Origin of the sequence: Streptomyces sp. NRRL S-495, from assembly GCF_000966955.1 — a bacterium.
Classification (GTDB): Bacteria; Actinomycetota; Actinomycetes; order Streptomycetales; family Streptomycetaceae; genus Kitasatospora; species Kitasatospora purpeofusca.
In genome coordinates this window covers 1-19,352 of the sequence record NZ_JZWY01000121.1, presented here as the reverse complement: position 1 = coordinate 19,352, position 19,352 = coordinate 1, and the positions used below count along the sequence as shown (strand labels likewise).

The following is a 19,352-nucleotide window of genomic DNA, read 5'->3' as shown; positions in this document are numbered from 1 at the left end:
TTTTGTTCTCTGGGGGATTGAACATGCGCGCAGGAACGCGCGGAGTCAGCGGTGTCCGGAAACGGGCCTGGATGAAACGGGGGACCGTCGCGGTCGCGACGGCCGCGGTCCTCTCCTTGGTGACACCGCTCGCCGTGGCCGACTCCATCGTCGGCGGATATCAGTACACGGACAAGGTCTGGGAGGCGGACCCGCTCCCCGACCTGCCCAAGGTCCCCGGGGGCCCGGCCGACAGCCGGCCCGGGGGCGCGGTCTCCCCGGCGATCCCGCCGGGGGCCCGCGAGTTGGTCCCGCACGTGGTGAAACCCGTGCGATGGCCGGCCGCCGGGACCGCCACCGTCGACCTGGGGAAGGTCCCGGCAGCGCGCAGCCTGGCGGCGCCGGCCGGCGGGGCGAAGGCCGGCGACCTGCCGGTCTCGGTCTCGCCCGCCGCGCCCACCGCCCTCGGCGCCCGGGCCAAGGCGCTCGCGCCGTCGGTCGCCCCGGTCAGCCCGGTCTCCTCGGTCCGGGTGAAGCTCGCCGACCGGGGCCAGGCCAAGAAGGCCGGCGTGGACGGCCTGCTGGTCGGTCTGGACCGGGCCGACGCCCGGACGGAGACCGGCAACGTCGCGGTGTCCCTGGACTACGGCGCCATCGAGCAGGCGTACGGCGGCGGTTGGGCCTCCCGGCTGCAGCTGGTGGCGATGCCCGCGTGCGCGCTCACCACGCCGCAGCTCGCCGCCTGCCGCACCCGCACGCCCGTCGAGGCGGTCAACGACCCGGTCAACCGGAAACTGAGCGGCACGGTCGCGCTCGCCGCCACCGGCGCCGGGACCGGTGCCGCGAAGGCGGGCAGCGTCTTCGCCGCACCGTCCGCCGCGACCGCCGCCGCGCAGTCCTCCGCCGGCGTCGCGGTGGCCGCCGTGGCCGGCACCAGCGGGTCCCAGGGCGACTTCGGCGCGACCTCGCTGTCCGCCTCGGGCGCCTGGTCCGCCTCCGCCTCGGGTGCCTTCACCTACCACTACCCGGTGACGGTGCCGCCCTCCCTGGGGGGCGAGGCTCCGGCGGTCAGCCTGTCCTACGACTCGCAGTCGGTGGACGGCGAGACCTCGGCCCGCAACTCCCAGTCGTCCTGGATCGGTGACGGCTGGTCCTACAGCCCCGGCTTCATCGAGCGCTCCTACAAGAGCTGCAAGGACCAGGGCATCAAGGACTCCGGCGACTCCTGCTGGGCCGGCTGGAACGCCACCCTCTCGCTCGGCAGCCACAGCGGCCAGCTGGTGAAGGACTCCGACGGCCTCTACCACCTGCTGTCGGACGACGGCACCCGGATCGAGCGGCTGAGCGGCGCGACCAACGGCCTCTGGCAGGGCGAGTACTTCAAGGTCACCACGACCGACGGCACCGCCTACTACCTGGGCCTCAACCACGCGCCCGGCGGCACCGCGGACGACGCCACCGACAGCGCCTGGGGCATCCCGGTCTACCATCCCAAGTCGGGCGACCCGTGCCACAGTTCGGACCAGGGCGACGACTCCCGGTGCGACCGGCCGGTGGGCTACCGGTTCAACCTGGACTTCGTGGTCGACCCGCACGGCAACGTGCAGCGCTACGACTGGTCGACCGAGTCCAACTACTACAACATGGGCTTCGGCCAGGTCCCCGACGAGGACAAGGACGAGAAGGGCGGCACCCTCACCAAGTACGTCCGGGGCGGCCACCTCACCCGGATCTCGTACGGCTACCAGCTGGCGGACGCCCGGGCGGGCCGCGAGCCGGCCGCCGAGGTCGTCTTCCGCACGGCCCAGCGGTGCACCACCTCGGACACCGTCTGCAAGGAGGGCAACCTCTCCTCGGACACCGCCAAGGACTGGCCGGACACCCCGTACGACCTGAACTGCCCCTCCGACTGGAAGACCAAGATCGGGGACGAGGGCGACACCGAGGGCGTCTGCCTGATCAGCGGTCCGACCTTCTGGCAGACCCACCGGCTGAAGGGCGTCGACACCAGGGTCCGGACGTCCTCCGGCTGGCAGGACGTCGACACCTACGAGCTGAAGCAGGTCTTCTCGGACGCGGGCGGAACCTACGACCCGGTCACCGGCAAGACCCAGGACCCGAAGGCCACCGGCTCGCTGCAGTCGGTGATGTGGCTCTCGGAGATCGTGCACACCGGCAAGGACACCTCCGCCGGCGGCGACGGCCCGATCAGCCTCGACCCGGTCAAGTTCGTCGGCATCGAGATGGACAACCGGGTCGACGGCCTTACCCCGGCCGCCCCGCCGCTGTACCACCCGCGGATGTCCAGCGTGCAGACCGAGACCGGTGAGTCGGTCGCGGTCACCTACCGGGCACCGGAGTGCTCGCGCGAGAAGAAGACCATGCCGGCCTCGGCCGACGCCAACACCATGGCCTGCTACCCGGTGTTCTGGAACACCCCGGGCGGTGTCGAGCCGATCGAGGACTGGTTCCACAAGACCCTGGTCTCCCAGGTCACCTCCAGTGACCGGACCAAGGCCGGTTCGCCCGCCAAGGTCACCGGCTACACCTACTCGGACGGCGCCGCCTGGCACCGGGACGACTCCGAGCTGACCGACGACAAACACCGGACGTGGAACGACTTCCGCGGCTTCCGGACCGTCACCACCACCACGGGCGCGGCCCCGGACCCGATCACCCAGAGCACCGTCTCCTACCTCCAGGGCATGGACGGCGACTACAAGGCCGACGGGTCCAAGCGCACCGTCAAGGTGAAGAACGTCCTGGACGAGGAGATCACCGACAGCGCCTGGATGGCCGGTACCCCGTACCAGACCCTGGGCCACAGCCAGGCCGGCGGCAGCGTCGTCACCCGTACGCTGACCTCCCCGCCCGGCACCACCGTCACGGCCAGCGCCTCCCGCAAGGCCTGGACCTCCGAGGACCCGGCGCCGGACAAGCTCTCCACGCTGCCCGACACGACCGCCCGCCGGATCACCTCCACCTCGTCCCGGACGATGGGGCTGCTGTCGGACGGCAAGTGGCGGACCACCAGGACCGGCACCACATTCGACGGCTACGGCCGGATCTGGAAGGCCGACGAGGAGGGCGACCTCTCGGCACCCGAGCAGCGGACCTGCACCGTCACCACGTACGCCGACGCCCCGTCGGACAACCCGATGATGCTGGTCTATCCCAAGGAGACGATCAGCCTCGCGGGCCCGTGCAGCACGGCGCCCGGCAGCACCACCACGCTGTCGCACAAGCGGGTCTACTACGACGGCGACGGCTCGGTCGAGCGGCCCGGCACGCTCGGCGTGCTCGGCCAGAACGGCCGCACCCTCGGCAACGTCACCGCGACCGAGGCGGCCACCTCCTACGACGCCGCCGGCAAGCCGCAGTTCCAGGTGCTCGGCGCGATGACCTTCGACCGGTACGGCCGGGTCACCGCCAGCACGGACGCGGCGGGCCGGACCACCACCAGCAGCTACGACCCGCCGTCGGGCGTCCTGCCGACCAAGCTCGGCACCAGCAACCCGCTGAAGTGGGCGGCCAGCAGCACGGTCTCCCCGGGCCGCGGGTCGGTGACCCACGCGGTGGACGTGAACAACCTGGTCACCGACGCGACGTACGACGCGCTCGGCCGCCGCGAGAAGGTCTGGTCCCCCGGCCGCGACAAGGCCACCCAGACCCCCGACCGGACGTATGCCTACGACGTGCACGGCGCGGGCGACAACCCCACGCCGTCCTCGGTGACCACCAAGGGCCTGCGTGAGGACGGCTCGTACAGCACCTCCGTCACCATCTACGACGGCACCCTGCAGCCCCGGCAGACCCAGTCCACCCCGGCGGACAACTCGGCCGGCCGGCTGATCACCTCCACCTACTACGACTCGCACGGCTGGACGGTCTCCAGCATCGGCACCTACGCCGATGCCGCCAACGCCCCGTCCGCCACCATGTGGGCGGAGGCCAACCGGACCGGCCCGTCGGTGACCCGCACCGCCTTCGACGGCCAGGGCCGTCCGGTGACCACCACGCTGGTGTCCTTCGCCAGCACGCTGTGGAAGTCCACCTCGACCTACCGGGGCGTCGACCGGGTCGACACCACGCCGGCCCAGGGCGGCAAGGCGAAGAGCACCTACACCGACGCGCTCGGCCGGACCACCGCCACCACCGTCCGCGACACCACGCCGGACCGCAAGCTCGACGGCGGCAGCCGGCTCTCCTCGGGCACCTCGGTGCTCTCCGCGGGCGTCCGGCTCGCCATGGAGGCCGACGGCAACCTCGTGCTGACCGCGCTGGTGGACAACCGCACCCTCTGGTCCGCCAACACCGGCGGGCACCCGGGCGCCTACGCGCTGATGCAGGCGGACGGCAACCTCGTGGTCCTGGACGCCACCGGGAAGACCACCCTGTGGTCCAGCGGGACGGCCGGACACGCGGGCGGCTACCTCAAGGTGCAGGCGGACGACAACGTCGCGGTCTACGACGCCGCCAACGTCCAGCTCTGGTCCACCGGAACGGCGAACACCACCCCGGCCGCCGACCTGACCACCCGCTACACCTACACGCCGCGCGGCCAGATCGCCACGGTCAAGGACACCGTGGGCAACACCTGGTCCTACACGTACGACCTCCAGGGTCGGACGACCGGCCAGAGCGACCCGTCCACCGGGGACTCCAGCACCGGGTACGACGACCTCGGCCAGGTGGTCCGCACCACCGACGCCCGCAAGCAGAGCCTCTCGTTCAGCTACGACGGGCTGGGCCGCCGGACCGCCGAGTACGCGGGCGACACTGCCGGCGACCCGACCAAGCTGCTGGCCGAGTGGACGTACGACAGCCTGGGCAAGGGCCGGCCGGTCGCGTCCGTCCGCTATGTCGGCGGCAAGGCCGGCAGTGCCTACGTGCAGAAGTTCGACGGCTACAACGCGGTCGGCCAGCCGACCGGGACCACCACGGTGATCCCGTCGAGCGAGGGCGCGCTGGCGGGCACCTACACCGCCAAGGCCTCGTACACCAGCACCGTCGGCCTGCTGGCCTCGTCCGAGTACGGCGCCGCCGGCGGGCTCCCGGCGGAGACCGTCGGCTACGGCTACAACCTGGAGGGCGGCCTGGTCAGCATGGGCTCGCCCAGCCGGCCGTACGTCGCCACGGTCCAGTACAGCCCGCTCGGCCAGGTGCTGCAGACCACCCTCGGCACGCCGGCCAAGCAGCTGCGCACCGCGCAGACCTACGACCAGGCGACGGGCCGTCCGGCCACCAACCGGGTCACGCTGCAGAGCAACACCGCCAACCCGATCTCCGACACCTCCTACCGCTACGACCAGGCGGGCAACGTCACCGCGGTCTCCGATGTCCGCTCCAGCGGCGGCACCGACCGGACCGTCGACACCCAGTGCTTCGGCTACGACGCCCAGCACCGGCTGGTCACCGCCTGGACCGACACCAAGGGGCTGACCGCCGCCACGGCGGGCCAGGTCGGTCAGTGCAACACCGCGCGCCCCACGCCGTCGACCGTCGGCGGCCCGGACCCGTACTGGCTGGACTGGCAGTTCAACCGGCTCGGTGACCGCACCCAGCAGGTGAGCCACGACGTCACCGGCAACGCGGCGAAGGACACCACGCAGACCCTGGCCTACCCCGGCGGCGGCAACACTCCGACCAGGAAGCCGACCGCGGTCACCAGCGTCACCACCCGCAACCCCACCGCCGGGACCAGTGTGCTGACCCCCGGCTACGACGCCTCCGGGAACGTGGAGACCCGGACCACCACCGGTGCCCGTCCGTCCACCCAGTCCTTCGGCTACGACGCCGAGGGCCGGACCGCGACGGTCACCACCGACGGCAAGCAGACCGGCTACCTGTACGACGCGGACGGCGGCCTGCTGCTCCAGCGCGGACCGGCCGGCACCACGCTCTACCTGTTCTCCGGCACCCAGCAGCTCACCCTGGACACCGCCACCAGGACCGTGACCGGCCTGCGGTACTACCGTGCGCCCGACGGCACCGTGACGGTCCGCTCCAGCAAGGGGACGATCAGCTACCAGCCCACCACCCCGCAGGGCACCGCCCAACTCCAGGTGGACGGCACCACCCTGGCCGTCACCCGGCGCGCCTTCGACCCGTACGGCAACCCGCGCGGCACCGCGCCGGGCGGCTGGGCGGACAACCGGGGCTACCTGGGCAGACCGACCGACACCACCTCGGGCCTCGACCTGCTCGGCGCCCGGCAGTACGACCCGGTGCAGGGCCGCTTCCTCCAGGTGGACCCGGTCTTCGAGGCCGGCGACCCCAACCAGATGGGCGGCTACGGCTACGGGGCCGGCAACCCCACCTCCGGCAGCGACCCCAACGGTCTCTGGTGGAGCTGGGGCGACGTCGGCAGCTTCTTCACCGGCGTCGGCGACTCCATCGTCGGTGACCCGTGGCAGTGGAGCGTCAACTGGCTCTCCGACGGCTGGAACTCGTTCGCCGACATCGCCAACGGCGACAACGACGTGTTCAACGACATGACGGGGTACTCCAACGACTCCCCGTTCCGGCTGGGCCACACCGGCTACGTCGACGACCACCCGCTCGCCAACGTGTTCGGCGTCGACACCAGCTCCACCTCGTACGTGGCCGGGCAGTGGACCGGCGTGGTCGGCTCACTGCTGATCGACGGCTACGGGGCCGTCAAGATGATCAGCGCCGGCGTCAAGGCGGTCAAGGCCGTCAAGGTCGCCGTCGAGTCCGGTGACGACGTGGTCAGCGCCGTGAAGAAGCTGCTCTCCGGCGACCTGCCGACCACCACCAAGGCCGATCCGGAGCCGACCACACCCAAGGGCGGGGACGCCCCGTCCACCCCGAAGTCCGGCACCGGCAAGGGCGGGACGGAGCCGGGCGGCAGCGGCAAGAGCGGTGCGAAGAGCGCCGACGAGCCCGCGGCCACCCCGGACGCCGGCAACGGGGGCACCAAGGACGGCAACGCCTACCGCAGCAAGCCCGACAAGAAGCCCAACGAGTACGCGGACGGCCCGGTCGTGAGCCTTGGTCGGCTGAAGCAGTACCTGTCCCGGGCCGGCTACCGCTCCGAGTGGGACAAGTACGACGTCGTCCACAAGGAACGGATCATCGACGGCAACACCGGCGAGCTCAACTACGGCAACAGCCCGCACACGTACCGGACGAGCTATCCGTACCCGGCGAAGCCCAAGACCGGCCGCAACGGACTGCCGATCATCGAGATGTCCAACAAGGGCCTTCGGAACATGCGGGAGGCCGTGATCACGTTCTTCCACGAGACCCACCACCAGAACCGGATGCGCAACTACGGTGACACGGGGACCGAGAAGGACGCCGAAGACTTCGGCATCATGATGTGGCGGAGGATATCGGGACAGGACTGACCCAAGACCGAGCCGTTCCCACGGCTCACCGGTAGGGCCGCCCGCACGACCTGTGTCACTCGCACGACCTTGTCACTCGCAGGACCCGCACTACCGAGAGGACTACCGCCCGATGGCCCGGCCGTACGACGAGAACCACCGCGAGGCACTCCGCGACCAGCTCGACCTGCCGGTGACCGAGCGCATCTGCCCGGTCTGCGACCACGCGGGCCTGCGCTCCTACCACCACGAGGAGTTCGGCCGGAGCGGCCCGTCGATGATCAACTACCTCTGGTGCCCCGCCTGCCACGCCTACGCCTCCTCCTTCACCGCCGCCGACCGCCGCACGGTCGACCGCGACCCCCTCGCCGACGCCCACGGCGACCGGATCGCCGAGGTGATGCGGGACCCGGAGGGCCTGCTGCGCATCCTCGACGGCTACTGGACCGCCGGCAGCCTGCCGCAGCAGATGCTGCGCCGCCCGCGCGGCTGAGCCCCCGCCCGGCCCGGACCGGTGGCCGGAGCGGCTCAGTACGACTGAAGCTCGATCAACCGGCCCTCCGGGTCGCGCAGATGGGCGGTGCGCAGCCCCGGCCCCCACTCGGGGCGGTCGGTGGGGCCGACGACGGGGTCGGCGCCGTGCCGCAGACAGAGGTCGAACGCCGGCCCGACGTCCTCGACCCGGAACACCAGCATGGTGCCGTCCTGGGCGGTGGCGGCCGGTTCGGCGGGCAGTGCGGCGGTGCCGACGGCGGCGGCCAGCAGGCTCCGGTCGAACAGCGACAGTACGGCCTGACCGTCGAGGTCCCAGGTGGCGTAGGGGCCGTCGGGATTCCCCTTGACCAGGGCGGCGCCCGTCAGCGGGGTCAGTACGGCCCGGTAGAAGCCGTAGCAGGCGGGGAAGTCGGCGACGAGCAGGCGGTGGTACAGGGCGTCCATGGTCGGGGTTCCTCGCCTCGGGTGCGGGGTCGTTACGGCTCTGAAATCGTGGGTCTGTTCCCACTATAGGGCCGCACCCTAGACTTCTCCCATGGCCTCAGAGGAACCCGGCTCCACCGCTCCCGCCGCCGACGGTCCGTCACCCGTCCGGGCGACCCCGCCGACACTGCTGGACCTCAGCACCTACCTGCTGTCCCGGACCGGGAAGGCGGCCCGCTCGCGGCTCGCCGAACGCCTCGCCCGGCGCGGGCTGCGGCTGTGGGACATGGCGGTGCTCGCCGCGCTGGCCGACTTCGGCCCCCACGCGCAGCGGGACCTCGTGCGGCGGCTGGGGGTCGACGCCAGTGACATGGCCAAGGTCGCCGACCAACTGGCCCTCGCCGGGTACGTCGAACGGACCCGGGACGCCGCGGACCGCCGTCGGCTCTCGGTCACCGTCACCGAGGCCGGCCGGGCGCTGCTCGCCGAACTGCGCGCCGAGGCACTGGCCGTGCAGGACGAGGTGCTGGCCCCGCTGAGCGGGGCGGAACGGCGCGTCCTGCACGAGCTGCTCGCTCGGATCCACGCGGAGCTGCCGGGCACCCCGTGACCCGCTCGGCCTCGGTCGGCGGGTCAGCAGGCCGGGCGGTCGGCAGGTCGGGCGGGTCGGCGGGTCAGCAGGTCGGGCGGGTCAGCGGTCGAGCGGCAGGGGGCGGCGGGCGCCGGCGAACTCGCCGGCCCAGCGCGGCAGGTCGAGGACGTTCTCGACCCGGGCCACCAGGGTGCCGGTGCGTTCCGCGTGGATCATCGCGCCGTCACCGGCCCAGAGGCCCACATGGTGCAGCGGCGCGTCCGGGCGGGAGAAGAACAGCAGGTCGCCGGGGAGCAGTCCGGACCGGTCGACCGGGGCGGAGCGGTGGAACTGGGCGACCGTGTAGTGGCCGAGCTCCACCGCTCCGCCGCTGGCCCGGTACCAGCAGTGCAGCGACAGGCCGCTGCAGTCGAAGCCGATCGTGCTCTCGCCCAGGCACTGCCCGTTCAGGTAGCCGTTCTCCTCGCCCCAGCCGGTCGCCGCCGCCCCAGGCGTACGGCACGCCGATCTGCGCTGTCGCCACGGTGGCGACCCGGAGGCCGAGCGGGAGCCCCGGGTCCTCCTCGCGGGGGCGGGCGGCGGCGGAGGCGGAGGCGGCCCCCAGCGGGGCCAGACCGGCCCCCAGGGCGACCCCCAGCAGTCGGCGGCGGCCCCAGCCCCCGGTGGTGTGCGGAAACGGCACGGCAGCCCCCTCGGTCGTCGGCGAACCACCAGGATCCCGGTTCGGGCTCCCGTGCCGCCATCACCCGCAGAGGTGAATTCCCGACCGGCGGGGCCCGGGGCGAGCGGGGTGTCGCGGTAAATCGATTGACGGTCCCGTCCCCGGCTTCGAACGATGGTGCCGACAACACCGAACGACCGTCCGGGAGGCACCCATGAGCAGCGCCGTCAGGCTGATCCGCAACCACCGGCTCACCCAGGCCGTCGACTACGCCTACGCGGCGGCCGTCGACGTGCCGGTCCGCTCGCTCTGGCTGGCCGGCGCCTGCCCGCTGGACACCGAGGGGCGCACGGTGGCCGTGGGCGACTACGCGCCGCGCTCACGGACCTGGTGCGCACCACGGTGTACGTGGCCTCCTCCCGGCAGAGCGACCTGGTGGCCGTCTGGGACGTCTACCGCGAGTACCTCGGTGCGCACGATGTGCCGAGCACTCTGCTGGGGGTCTCCGTGCTCGGGTACCACGACCAGTTGGTGGAGGTCGAGGCGGTCGCGGTGCTCGACCGGGCGGAGGCGGGGTGAGCGGAGCGGGGTCGGGAGGGGTGAAGCCGGGCCGGGCGGGGTCGGGCCTCTGCGGCCGGTCGCCGCCCGGGAGTTCACCCGGAGCACACCCGGAGAACGCCCGGGAGGCGCGCCCGGAAGTACGCCCCCGCACCGGGGCGGGGGCGAGCCGGCGCCGGGGTGTGCGTTCGGAGCGGACCGCACGGTCGGTATTCTCTGACAGCCCGTGTGCGGGCGCCCTCGCCGGTACGGCCGTCGGGGCGGTCCCGCGCCCCGGGTAAGATACGGGCTGTTTGGTTTTGTTTCGGTGCGGGTGTGGTGGGGGTGGTCGGGGTGGCGCGACAGGAACGGGCGCTGCGGACGCGGCGGCTGATTCTGGAGGCCGCGGCCTCGGTGTTCGACGAGTTCGGTTACGAGCGGGCGACCATCGGGGAGGTCGTGGCCCGGGCCGGGGTGACGCGCGGCGCCGTCTACTTCCACTTCGCCTCGAAGCGGGAGCTCGCGCAAGGGGTGATCGAGGGGCAGTTCGAGGCCGAGGCGGTGCCGGAGCGCTCCTGCAAGCTCCAGGAGTTCGTGGACACCGGGATGGTGGTCACGCATCTGGTGCCCATCGATCCGCTGGTCAGCGCGGCTGTCCGGCTCTCGGTGGACCAGGGTGCGGACAAGCAGATGGGCATCGACGCCGCGCCCGGCTGGATCTCCAGGCTGGAGCGGCTGCTGGTCGACGCGGGCGAGCGCGGCGAACTGCTGCCGCACGTGGTGCCGGCCGACACGGCCGGGCTGATGACGGCCTCCTGGGTCGGCGTGCAGCTCCAGTCGCAGCGCTTCACCGGCCGCGCCGACCTGGCCGTCCGGGTCTCGACGCTGTACCGGCACCTGATGCCGAGCGTGGCCGTCCCCGGTGTGCTGGCCTGTCTGGACCTGGCCCCGGACCGGGGTGCGCGGGTCTACGCCGAGATGACGGCGGCGCGGGAGGCTGCGGCGCGCGAGGCGGCGGACGACGCCGGCCCGGAAGGCGCCGAGGTCGACGCGGGCTGAGGTCGACGCGGGCTGAGGCACTGTCACGACCCTTCACCCGTAGGGCGGGTGGCGCGGTCGAACCATACGGCGCGTCCGGTTTTCCGGCCGGACCGCCCTTCCGGGTCGACTGCGGAGGGTAGCCGCCCGGCTCCGTCAGTGCGGTGCCGGGCGGCCGTCCAGGGCGCGCAGCGCGTCCAGGACGTCCAGGCCGAGGTCCGGGTCGGCGTCCTCGGGCAGGCTGACCGAGACCCTGGTCGCCAGGCCCGCGTAGCGGCGGTGGATCTCCCGGGCGGCCTCCTCGACGCTGCCCGCGACGGCGAAGGTGTCGAAGACCCGGTCGTCGATCAGCGCCGCCATCTCCGGCCACCGCCCGCGCAGCGACAGCCGGTGCAGTTCCTCGTGCAGGTCCTCCCACCCGTGCTGGGCCAGCACCGGGCGGTAGGCGGGTGTGGAGGCGTAGAAGGCGAGCCGCTCCCGGACGGACGCGCGGTGGGTCCGCAGTTCCTCCTCGGTGCGTCCGGTCGCGGTGAGCACGCTCCCGACGATCTCGAACGGCCGCCCGGTCCAGGCTGCGCCCGCCGCCTCGGCCGCGCCGCGCTCCTCGGCCAGCGCCGGCAGCACCTGCCGGGTCAGGTAGTCGACCGAGGTGAACGGGTGGCTGAGGAAGCCGTCGGCGACCGCCCCGGCGGTGCGCACCATCAGCGGGCCGACTCCCGCCAGCAGGATCCTCGGCACCCCGGCCGGGATCGGGTCGGGGGCGAAGACCGGGGTCATCACCGTGTGGGTGTAGAAGTCGCCCCGGAAGCGCAGGCGGTCGCCGGTCTGCCAGCTGTGCCAGATCGCCCGTACCGCGTGCACGTACTCGCGCATCCGGGCGGCGGGCCGGTCCCAGGGCATCCCGAAGCGCTTCTCGATGTGCGGCTTGACCTGTGAGCCGAGTCCGATCACGGCCCGGCCGCCGGAGGCCGCGTGCAGCCCCCAGGCCTGGTAGGCGAGCGTCATCGGGGTGCGGGCGAGGGCGACCGCCACGCCGGTGGCCAGTTCGATGGAGCTGGTGCGGTCGGCGGCACGGGCCAGTTGCAGGAAGGGGTCGTAGGCGGTCTCGGAGACCACCAGCCGGTCCGCGCCCCGTCGTTCGGCCCGCTCGGCGGCGTCGAGGATGCCGGCCGGGTGCGCGGGGGCGAGGGCGTCGAGGAGGAGGGCGGGGGCCTGCGGACGGTCCATGCGGTCGGGGCTCCTGGTGGGGCGGGCGGGCATCGTCGGGGCCGGGGTGCCGGGCGACGGTGGGTCAGGCGCGGGGCCAGGGCCGGCCGTCGAGGCGCTCGATGCCGGTGTTGAAGCGCCGCAGGAACTCGGCGAAGGTCCGGACGTCCTCGGCGGGCCAGTCGGCCATCACCAGGTCGAGGGCGTGGGCGTGCGCGGCGCGGTCCTCGTCGAGGCGGCGTTCGCCCTCCTCGGTGGTGCGGAACTTGCGGGCCATCCCGCCGTCCGGGTCGGGGATCCGCTCGACCAGCCCGGCCCGGGTCATCGCGGCGGTCTGCCGGTTGAGGGTGGAGGCGTCCAGTCCGAAGGCGTCGCTGAGTTCGCCGATCGACATCGGGCCCTGCATCCGGATCCGGCTGAGCAGGATGTAGGCGCTGCGATCGAGCCGGCTGCCCTCCGGTCGGGCGCCGGCCGGGCTCAGGTAGTGGTGCCGGCTGAGCACCATGTACTCGAACGCCACCTCGTCCGTGGGCCCGCTCATGATGCCGTCCTTCCCGTCCCTGGTTCCGGGGCGCTGACCTGCGGTGTTTGCGCACAGTATGGCAGGCGGCCGCCCAGCCGCGGTGATGTGCACGATACACATCATGTGTACTCTGCATATGAACGTGCATCGCGGCGCACGACCGCGCCGCACCGCACGACCATGCCGCAGCACACGAAGCCGCACCGCACCACGCCGCACCTGCCCCGCCCTGCCCGCCGACCGGAACCGAGGAGCCCCCGCTCATGGCCGCCCCACAGACCACCGCCCCCGACCGGACCCGGGGAGTCGTCGCCACCCTCGCCCTCACCGGTACGGTGGCCGCGATCATGCAGACCCTGGTCACCCCGCTGATCGGCGAGCTGCCGAGGATCCTGGACACCTCCCCCTCGAACGCCTCCTGGGTGATCACCGCCACCCTGCTCTCCGCCGCCGTGTTCGTGCCGATCAGCGGCCGTCTCGGCGACCTGTTCGGCAAGCGGCGGATGCTGCTGGCGTGCTGCGTCCCGCTGCTGCTCGGCTCGGTGATCTGCGCGCTGACCTCCTCGGTGCTGCCGATGATCGCCGGACGCGGCCTCCAGGGCATGGGCATGGGCGTGGTGCCGCTCGGCATCAGCCTGCTGCGCGACGTACTGCCGCCCGAGCGGCTCGGTTCCGCGATCGCCCTGGTGAGCGCCTCGATGGGCATCGGCGGCGGCCTCGGCCTGCCGATCTCGGCGGCCGTCGCCCAGTACGCCAGCTGGCGGGCGCTGTTCTGGGGCGCGGCCGTCCTCACCGTGGCGGTCGCGGCGATGATCCGCCTCCTGGTGCCCGCGCCCACCACCCGCCCGGCCGGTGGACACTTCGACGCGGTCGGGGCGCTCGGCCTCGGCGCCGGCCTGGTCTGCCTGCTGCTGCCGGTCTCCAAGGGCGGTGACTGGGGCTGGACCGACGGGACGACGCTCGGTCTGTTCGCGGCCGCGGTGGTCCTGCTGCTCGCCTGGGGCGCCTGGGAGCTGCGCCTCGCCGAGCCGCTGGTCGACCTGCGGGTGACGGCCCGGCCGAGGGTGCTGCTGACCAACGCGGCGTCCGTCCTGGTGGGCTTCGGCATGTACGCGCAGGCGCTGATCGTCCCGCAGCTGCTCCAGCTGCCGGAGGCCACCGGGTACGGGCTGGGCCAGTCGATGCTCGCGATGGGGCTGTGGATGGCGCCGTCCGGCCTGATGATGATGGTCGTCTCGCCGCTCGGCGGCCGGCTCTCGGCGGCGCGCGGCCCCAAGTTCACGCTGGTCGCCGGTGCGCTGGCGATCTCGGCCGGGTACGGGCTGTCGATGCTGCTGATCGGGTCCACCTGGGGCGTGCTGGTGGTCACGCTGATCTGCAACGCCGGTGTGGGCCTCGCGTACGGCGCGATGCCGGCGCTGATCATGAGTGCGGTGCCGCTCTCCGAGACGGCCTCGGCGAACAGCTTCAACAGCCTGATGCGCTCGCTCGGCACCTCGGTCTCCGCGGCCGTGGTGGGCGTCGTGCTCGCCCAGCTGACCACCACCGTGGGCGGGCACGTGCTGCCCTCCGAGACCGGCTTCCGGGTGGGCCTGCTGATCGGCTGCGGGGTGGCGCTGGCCGCCGCGGCGGTGGCCGCCACCGTCCCGGCGCCGCCGGTCCGCGCCGTCCAGGAGCCCGCCGCGGCCCAGGAGTCCGCCGGGACTGCCGGGACCGTCGGGAGCGCCCCGGTCCAGGACGGCACCCCGGCCTGACCGACCGGGCGGCCGCGAGCCTTGCCCGATCAGGTGCGGGCCCGATCAGCTGCGGACCCGATCGCTGCGGACCCGATCGGGTGAGTGCCCGGCGCGTGCGCCGTCCTCCCCGATTCGGGCGGGCGACCATACCGAGGGACAAGTCACCCCCCGAGGAAGGGATTTCACCATGGGTCGGGCTCTGATCGTGGTCGATGTGCAGAAGGACTTCTGTGAGGGCGGCAGTGTCCCGGTGAAGGGCGGCGCCGGGCGGGCCGGCGCCATCGCCGACCTGGTCCGCACCGCGGACGGCGAGTACAGCTGCGTGGTCGCCACCCGGGACCACCACATCGACCCGGGCCCGCACTTCTCCGACCACCCGGACTTCCGGGACTCCTTCCCGGTGCACTGCGTGGTCGGCAGCGAGGGCGGCGAGTTCCATCCCGATTTCGCCCCCGCCGTGGCCGAAGGAGCGGTCGACGAGGTGTTCTTCAAGGGCGCCCGGTCCGCGTCGAAGAGCGGCTTCGAGGGCTTCGCCGCGGACGGCACCCCGCTGGCCGACTGGCTGCGCGCCCGCGGCGTGGAGGGTGTCGACGTCGTCGGCATCGCCACCGACCACTGCGTCAGGGCCACCGCGCTCGACGGCGCGAAGGCGGGCTTCGCGGTCCGCGTCCTGCTCGACTACACGGCGGGGGTCGCCGCCGACACCACCGCCACGGCGCTGGGCGAACTCCGCGCCGCCGGGGTCGATCTGACGGGTACCCCGGTGGTCCTGGCCTGAGCCTGGCCGGTCGCCGCACCGCCGCAACGGGGCCGACGGAACCGGGTGACGGGGGGTGGTGGTCTGCGTAGACTCGGTCGCCCTGTGCCCGGACGAGTCCTGGAGCCGTTGCCATGACCCCGCCCCCTCCCGTGCCTGCCCCCGCCCCCAGCATCAGCGCCGGCAGTACCTCGGTGCCGCTGCTGGAGCACACCATCGGTGTCGCACTCGACCGCGCGGTGGCCGCTTTCCCCGACCGGGAGGCGCTGGTGGACCTGCCGAGCGGGCGCCGCTGGACCTACCGGGAGCTGGCGGCGGAGGTGGACCGGATCGCGCTCGGCCTGCTGGGCCTCGGCGTCGGGGTCGGCGACCGGGTCGGCATCTGGGCGCCGAACTGCCCCGAGTGGGTGTTCACCCAGTACGCCACCGCCCGGATCGGCGCGATCCTGGTGACCGTCAACCCGGGCTACCGCGCGCACGAGGTCGAGTACGTGCTGCGGCAGGCGGGCATCCGCACGGTGGTGGCCGCGCCGAGCTTCCGGACCTCCGACTACGCGGCCATGCTCGCCGAGGCGGGCCCGCGCTGTCCCGGTCTGCGGGACGTGCTGCTGATCGGCTCGCCGGAATGGCGGGAGCTGGCGGCGGCGGGGGAGCGCGGCGACCGGGAGCGACTGGCGGCGGTCGGCGCCGGACTCGGCGCCCACGATCCGATCAACATCCAGTACACCTCGGGCACCACCGGCTTCCCCAAGGGCGCCACCCTCTCGCACCACAACATCCTCAACAACGGCTACTTCGTCGGGGAGTTGTGCGGCTACACGGGAGCGGACCGGATCTGCGTGCCCGTCCCCTTCTACCACTGTTTCGGGATGGTGATGGGGAACCTGGCCGCGCTCGCGCACGGGGCCTGCGTGGTGATCCCGGCCCCGGCCTTCGACGCGGTGGCCACCCTGCGCGCGGTGGCGGCCGAACGCTGCACCTCGCTCTACGGCGTGCCGACCATGTTCATCGCCGAGCTGAACGACCCGGGTTTCGCCGAGCACGACCTGTCCAGTCTGCGCACCGGGATCATGGCCGGCTCGCCGTGTCCGATCGAGGTGATGAAGCAGGTCGTCGACCGGATGGGCATGCGGGACGTCGCCATCTGCTACGGCATGACCGAGACCTCCCCGGTCTCCACCCAGACCCGGGCCGAGGACCCGCTGGAGCGGCGGGTGTCCACCGTCGGCCGGGTCGGCCCGCACCTGGAGGTCGCGGTGGCCGATCCGGAGACCGGCCTGACCGTGCCGCGCGGTACCCCCGGCGAACTCCGCACCCGGGGCTACGCGGTGATGCTCGGCTACTGGGACCAGCCGGACCGCACCGCGGAGGCGGTCGACGCCGAGGGCTGGATGCACACCGGCGACCTCGCGGTGATGGACGAGGAGGGGTACCTCAACATCACCGGCCGGCTCAAGGACATGGTGATCAGGGGCGGCGAGAACATCTACCCGCGCGAGGTCGAGGAGTTCCTGCACACCCACCCGGACATCCTGGACGTCCAGGTCGTCGGCGTCCCCGACGTCAAGTACGGCGAGGAGCTGATGGCCTGGATCCGGCCGCGGCCCGGTGCGCCCGAGCTGACCGCGGAGACGCTGCGCGAGTACTGCGCGGGCCGGATCGCGCACTACAAGGTGCCGCGCTACGTGCACCTGGTGGAGGAGTTCCCGATGACGGTCACCGGGAAGGTCCGCAAGGTGGAGATGCGGGAGCGGGCCGTCGAACTGCTGGGCCTGGCCGACGCGGCGGACGTCGAGCACGCCTGAGCGCGGCGGCCGGGCCGGCCGGTGGAGGGTTGCCCGGGGTCGCTGTACGGGCGCGCCGGGTGAGGATAGGATCGTAGACGAACCTGTAGGTCGGTGAACTGCGCTCGACGCGCTTCCCGCGGATCTCCGCTCGACCTCCGGTGGCCGGCGTCGCCGCACCGGGAAGGGGAGTCTCATGGTTACGACAGTCGGAACGGGTTTCGCCACCGCGTACTCGTGGATCGGGTCGAACGCGGACGGCCGGTTGGAGGTGTTCGCCCGCGGGGCGGACGGCGCCCTCCACCACATCTGGCAGGTGACCCCCGACGGGGATCGGGACTGGTCGCGGTGGGAGTCGCTCGGCGGCACACTGACGGGAGTTCCGGTGGTGGCGCCGAGCGCCCGCGGCAGCCTCCACGTTTTCGTCCACAACGGGGACGACGCCGACCTCCGGTACATCCGCCAGGGTCCCGGCGGCGACCACGGCTGGTCGCGGTGGGAGTCGCTCGGCGGTCGGACGGTGGGCAGCCCCTCGGTCGCCCAGAACGACGACGGACGGCTGGAGGTCTTCGTCCACAGCACGGGGAACGAGGTCCAGCACATCTGGCAGACCGAGCCCGAGGGAGGCTGGTCCTCCTGGGGGACGATCGAGATCGACGAGGTGGGCGATCCCGCGCCGGCCCCGAACGCCGACGGTCATCTGGAGGTGTTCACCAACGGCGGTGGCGGCGAGATAGAGCACGCCTGGCAGCGCCCGCTCATCAACGGCTGGAAGGTCGGCAGGCTGCTCGGCGGCGGCAGCGTGGCCGACGACCCGTCGGTGGTCCAGAACGCCGACGGGCGGCTGGAGTTGTTCGTGCGCTTCAGCGACAACACGGTCTGGCACGTCTGGCAGACCGCCGCCAGCAACGGCTGGACGGGCAAGTGGGAGTCGCTCGGCGGCTCGGTGGCCGGCGTTCCGGCGCCCGCCCGGAACAGGGACGGCCGGCTGGAACTCTTCGCCCGGGGCACCGACGGGACCCTCCAGTACACCGCGCAGCGGCCGATCGGCCAGGGCTGGACGCACTGGGCCTCACTCGGCGGCACCCTGGTCGGGGACCCGGCCGTGGCCCGGAACGCCGACGCAGGACTGGACGTGTTCGCGCGGTTCGCCGACGGCAGCGTCCAGCACACCTGGGAGACCGATCCGGGCGACTGGTCCGGCTGGCGGTCGCTCGGGGCGCCCTGAGGTGCGGCGGACACGGGTCCGTCCCCGCGGGCCGGCCCGTTCCGGGGCGTCGGGAGTGCCCGAGGCCCCGGAACGGCGGTGACCGGTCGCGCCCGGCGGAGCGCTGCGCCCGCCGGAGCGGGACTCAGAGCGCGGCGACCTCGGCCCGCAGGGCGGGGAGGGTGCCGTACATGATGCCGCCGGGGCAGTCGGTGGCCAGCCAGTCGCGGTGACCGCTGATCAGGTCGACCGGCTTGGTCACCCCGTTGACCGGGTTGACGAAGGTGACGTGCGCCTGCGGGTCGAGCCCGTGGGTGCGGGCGGCCAGCGCGAGCACCAGGGCGAGCGAGCGGCGGGCCTTGGCGGTGGGCTCCTGGTTGACCAGGGTGCCGAGCAGGGCGACACCGAGGTTGCCCGAGTTGAAGCCGGCGGTGTGGAAGGCGGTCACCGCGTTGCCGTTGGCGTCGTGCCCGGGGATGCCGTCGTCACCGGACCAGCGGCCCTCGTAGATCCGGCCGGCCTCGTCGATGAGGAAGTGGTAGCCGATGTCGCCCCAGTCGTTGGTGATCGCGTGGTACTCGTAGATCGCCCGCACGGTGGCGGCCGGGTCCGGGTCCGCGTTCGCGGTGTCGGTGTGGTGCACCGTCAGGGTCTGCAGCGGGTAGTACTTGGCGGGGGAGTTCTCCACGCCGTTCTTGAACCGCTTGGACTCGTCGGCGCCCCAGGCGGCGCGGCTCAGGTACTCGACGCCGCAGAAGGTGACCGGCGTGGTCGGGGAGAGCGTGGTGGTGCGGGCCGGGCCCGCGGTGGTGTCCAGCGCGGTGGAGCGCAGGTTGGTGGCGCCGTCGGGCAGGCGCAGGTCGTAGCCGACCGCCCCGCCGGCCGGGACCAGCGCGGCCGAGACCGGGGCGGCCTTCGCGGCGGTGCCCGCGACATCGGGGCCGCCCGCGCAACCGGTGACGATCGGCTGCCAGGCGCCCGGGCCGGTCTCCTCGTGGTGGAGCCGGATGGCGCCGCCGCGGCGGGGGCCGTCCCAGCTGACGCCGACGTACTGGATCGGGA

Annotated in this window: 13 protein-coding genes and 1 pseudogene; 9 read left to right on the top strand and 5 right to left on the bottom strand. The window is 72.9% G+C overall.

What is annotated here, in order from left to right; translation table 11 throughout:
* The first annotated feature begins 71 nt into the window (after positions 1–71).
* The gene (locus VR45_RS49995; RefSeq protein ID WP_045939154.1) at positions 72–7,352 is read left to right on the top strand and encodes an RHS repeat-associated core domain-containing protein; all 7,281 of its coding nucleotides are present in this window, start codon (positions 72–74) and stop codon (positions 7,350–7,352) included.
* 112 nt (positions 7,353–7,464) lie between these two features.
* Positions 7,465–7,824 (top strand): hypothetical protein, encoded by a 360-nt coding sequence (locus VR45_RS46765; RefSeq protein WP_045939153.1) that lies wholly within the window; start codon positions 7,465–7,467, stop codon positions 7,822–7,824.
* 35 nt (positions 7,825–7,859) lie between these two features.
* Here the strand turns inward: VR45_RS46765 and VR45_RS09050 are convergent, their stop codons facing one another.
* Complete coding sequence (locus tag VR45_RS09050) at positions 7,860–8,270, bottom strand: VOC family protein (protein ID WP_045939152.1); 411 nt, start codon at positions 8,268–8,270, stop codon at positions 7,860–7,862.
* A gap of 91 nt (positions 8,271–8,361) precedes the next feature.
* Here VR45_RS09050 and VR45_RS09045 point away from each other — a divergent pair, with 91 nt between their 5' ends.
* Positions 8,362–8,859, top strand: coding sequence for a MarR family winged helix-turn-helix transcriptional regulator (locus tag VR45_RS09045; protein WP_078896345.1), 498 nt, complete (start codon positions 8,362–8,364; stop codon positions 8,857–8,859).
* 81 nt (positions 8,860–8,940) lie between these two features.
* Here VR45_RS09045 and VR45_RS43790 read toward each other — a convergent pair whose 3' ends face one another.
* Complete coding sequence (locus VR45_RS43790; RefSeq protein ID WP_159394153.1) at positions 8,941–9,552, bottom strand: NlpC/P60 family protein; 612 nt, start codon at positions 9,550–9,552, stop codon at positions 8,941–8,943.
* Positions 9,553–9,716: 164 nt separating this feature from the next.
* On the opposite strand from VR45_RS43790, the pseudogene VR45_RS09035 reads away from it, so the two are divergent.
* Both VR45_RS09035 and VR45_RS09030 read left to right on the top strand, forming a co-directional pair.
* Positions 9,717–10,081, top strand: a pseudogene (locus tag VR45_RS09035) (RidA family protein).
* Positions 10,082–10,393: 312 nt separating this feature from the next.
* The gene (locus VR45_RS09030) at positions 10,394–11,098 is read left to right on the top strand and encodes a ScbR family autoregulator-binding transcription factor (protein ID WP_045939164.1); all 705 of its coding nucleotides are present in this window, start codon (positions 10,394–10,396) and stop codon (positions 11,096–11,098) included.
* Positions 11,099–11,233: 135 nt separating this feature from the next.
* Here the strand turns inward: VR45_RS09030 and VR45_RS09025 are convergent, their stop codons facing one another.
* Both VR45_RS09025 and VR45_RS09020 read right to left on the bottom strand, forming a co-directional pair.
* The gene (locus VR45_RS09025; RefSeq protein ID WP_045939151.1) at positions 11,234–12,304 is read right to left on the bottom strand and encodes a TIGR03617 family F420-dependent LLM class oxidoreductase; all 1,071 of its coding nucleotides are present in this window, start codon (positions 12,302–12,304) and stop codon (positions 11,234–11,236) included.
* Positions 12,305–12,368: 64 nt separating this feature from the next.
* On the bottom strand, positions 12,369–12,824 hold the full coding sequence (locus VR45_RS09020; protein ID WP_045939150.1) for a MarR family transcriptional regulator: 456 nt from the start codon (positions 12,822–12,824) through the stop codon (positions 12,369–12,371).
* A 245-nt stretch (positions 12,825–13,069) separates the two neighbouring features.
* Between VR45_RS09020 and VR45_RS09015 the strand changes: the two genes are divergently transcribed.
* The 4 genes from VR45_RS09015 (at position 13,070) to VR45_RS09000 (ending at position 18,311) form a co-directional block, all read left to right on the top strand.
* Positions 13,070–14,560, top strand: coding sequence for an MFS transporter (locus tag VR45_RS09015; protein WP_045939149.1), 1,491 nt, complete (start codon positions 13,070–13,072; stop codon positions 14,558–14,560).
* 169 nt (positions 14,561–14,729) lie between these two features.
* Positions 14,730–15,320: an isochorismatase family protein gene (locus VR45_RS09010; RefSeq protein WP_045939148.1), complete on the top strand. Its 591-nt coding sequence runs from the start codon at positions 14,730–14,732 to the stop codon at positions 15,318–15,320.
* Positions 15,321–15,433: 113 nt separating this feature from the next.
* Positions 15,434–17,104 (top strand): AMP-binding protein, encoded by a 1,671-nt coding sequence (locus tag VR45_RS09005; RefSeq protein ID WP_045939147.1) that lies wholly within the window; start codon positions 15,434–15,436, stop codon positions 17,102–17,104.
* A 175-nt stretch (positions 17,105–17,279) separates the two neighbouring features.
* Positions 17,280–18,311, top strand: coding sequence for a hypothetical protein (locus VR45_RS09000; protein ID WP_107084141.1), 1,032 nt, complete (start codon positions 17,280–17,282; stop codon positions 18,309–18,311).
* 124 nt (positions 18,312–18,435) lie between these two features.
* Here VR45_RS09000 and VR45_RS08995 read toward each other — a convergent pair.
* Positions 18,436–19,352: N-acetylmuramoyl-L-alanine amidase (locus tag VR45_RS08995; RefSeq protein ID WP_045939146.1), on the bottom strand; the 917-nt coding region annotated here is incomplete at its 5' end.

Bases quoted from the DNA above. Each gene is read 5' to 3' on its own strand.
- VR45_RS46765 (WP_045939153.1), top strand. From the start codon at position 7,465: ATGGCCCGGCCGTACGACGAGAACCACCGCGAGGCACTCCGCGACCAG.
- VR45_RS09045 (WP_078896345.1), top strand. From the start codon at position 8,362: ATGGCCTCAGAGGAACCCGGCTCCACCGCTCCCGCCGCCGACGGTCCG.
- VR45_RS49995 (WP_045939154.1), top strand. From the start codon at position 72: ATGAAACGGGGGACCGTCGCGGTCGCGACGGCCGCGGTCCTCTCCTTG.
- VR45_RS09025 (WP_045939151.1), bottom strand. From the start codon at position 12,304: ATGGACCGTCCGCAGGCCCCCGCCCTCCTCCTCGACGCCCTCGCCCCC.
- VR45_RS09000 (WP_107084141.1), top strand. From the start codon at position 17,280: ATGGTTACGACAGTCGGAACGGGTTTCGCCACCGCGTACTCGTGGATC.
- VR45_RS09015 (WP_045939149.1), top strand. From the start codon at position 13,070: ATGGCCGCCCCACAGACCACCGCCCCCGACCGGACCCGGGGAGTCGTC.
- VR45_RS09005 (WP_045939147.1), top strand. From the start codon at position 15,434: ATGACCCCGCCCCCTCCCGTGCCTGCCCCCGCCCCCAGCATCAGCGCC.
- VR45_RS09010 (WP_045939148.1), top strand. From the start codon at position 14,730: ATGGGTCGGGCTCTGATCGTGGTCGATGTGCAGAAGGACTTCTGTGAG.
- VR45_RS09020 (WP_045939150.1), bottom strand. From the start codon at position 12,824: ATGAGCGGGCCCACGGACGAGGTGGCGTTCGAGTACATGGTGCTCAGC.
- VR45_RS09050 (WP_045939152.1), bottom strand. From the start codon at position 8,270: ATGGACGCCCTGTACCACCGCCTGCTCGTCGCCGACTTCCCCGCCTGC.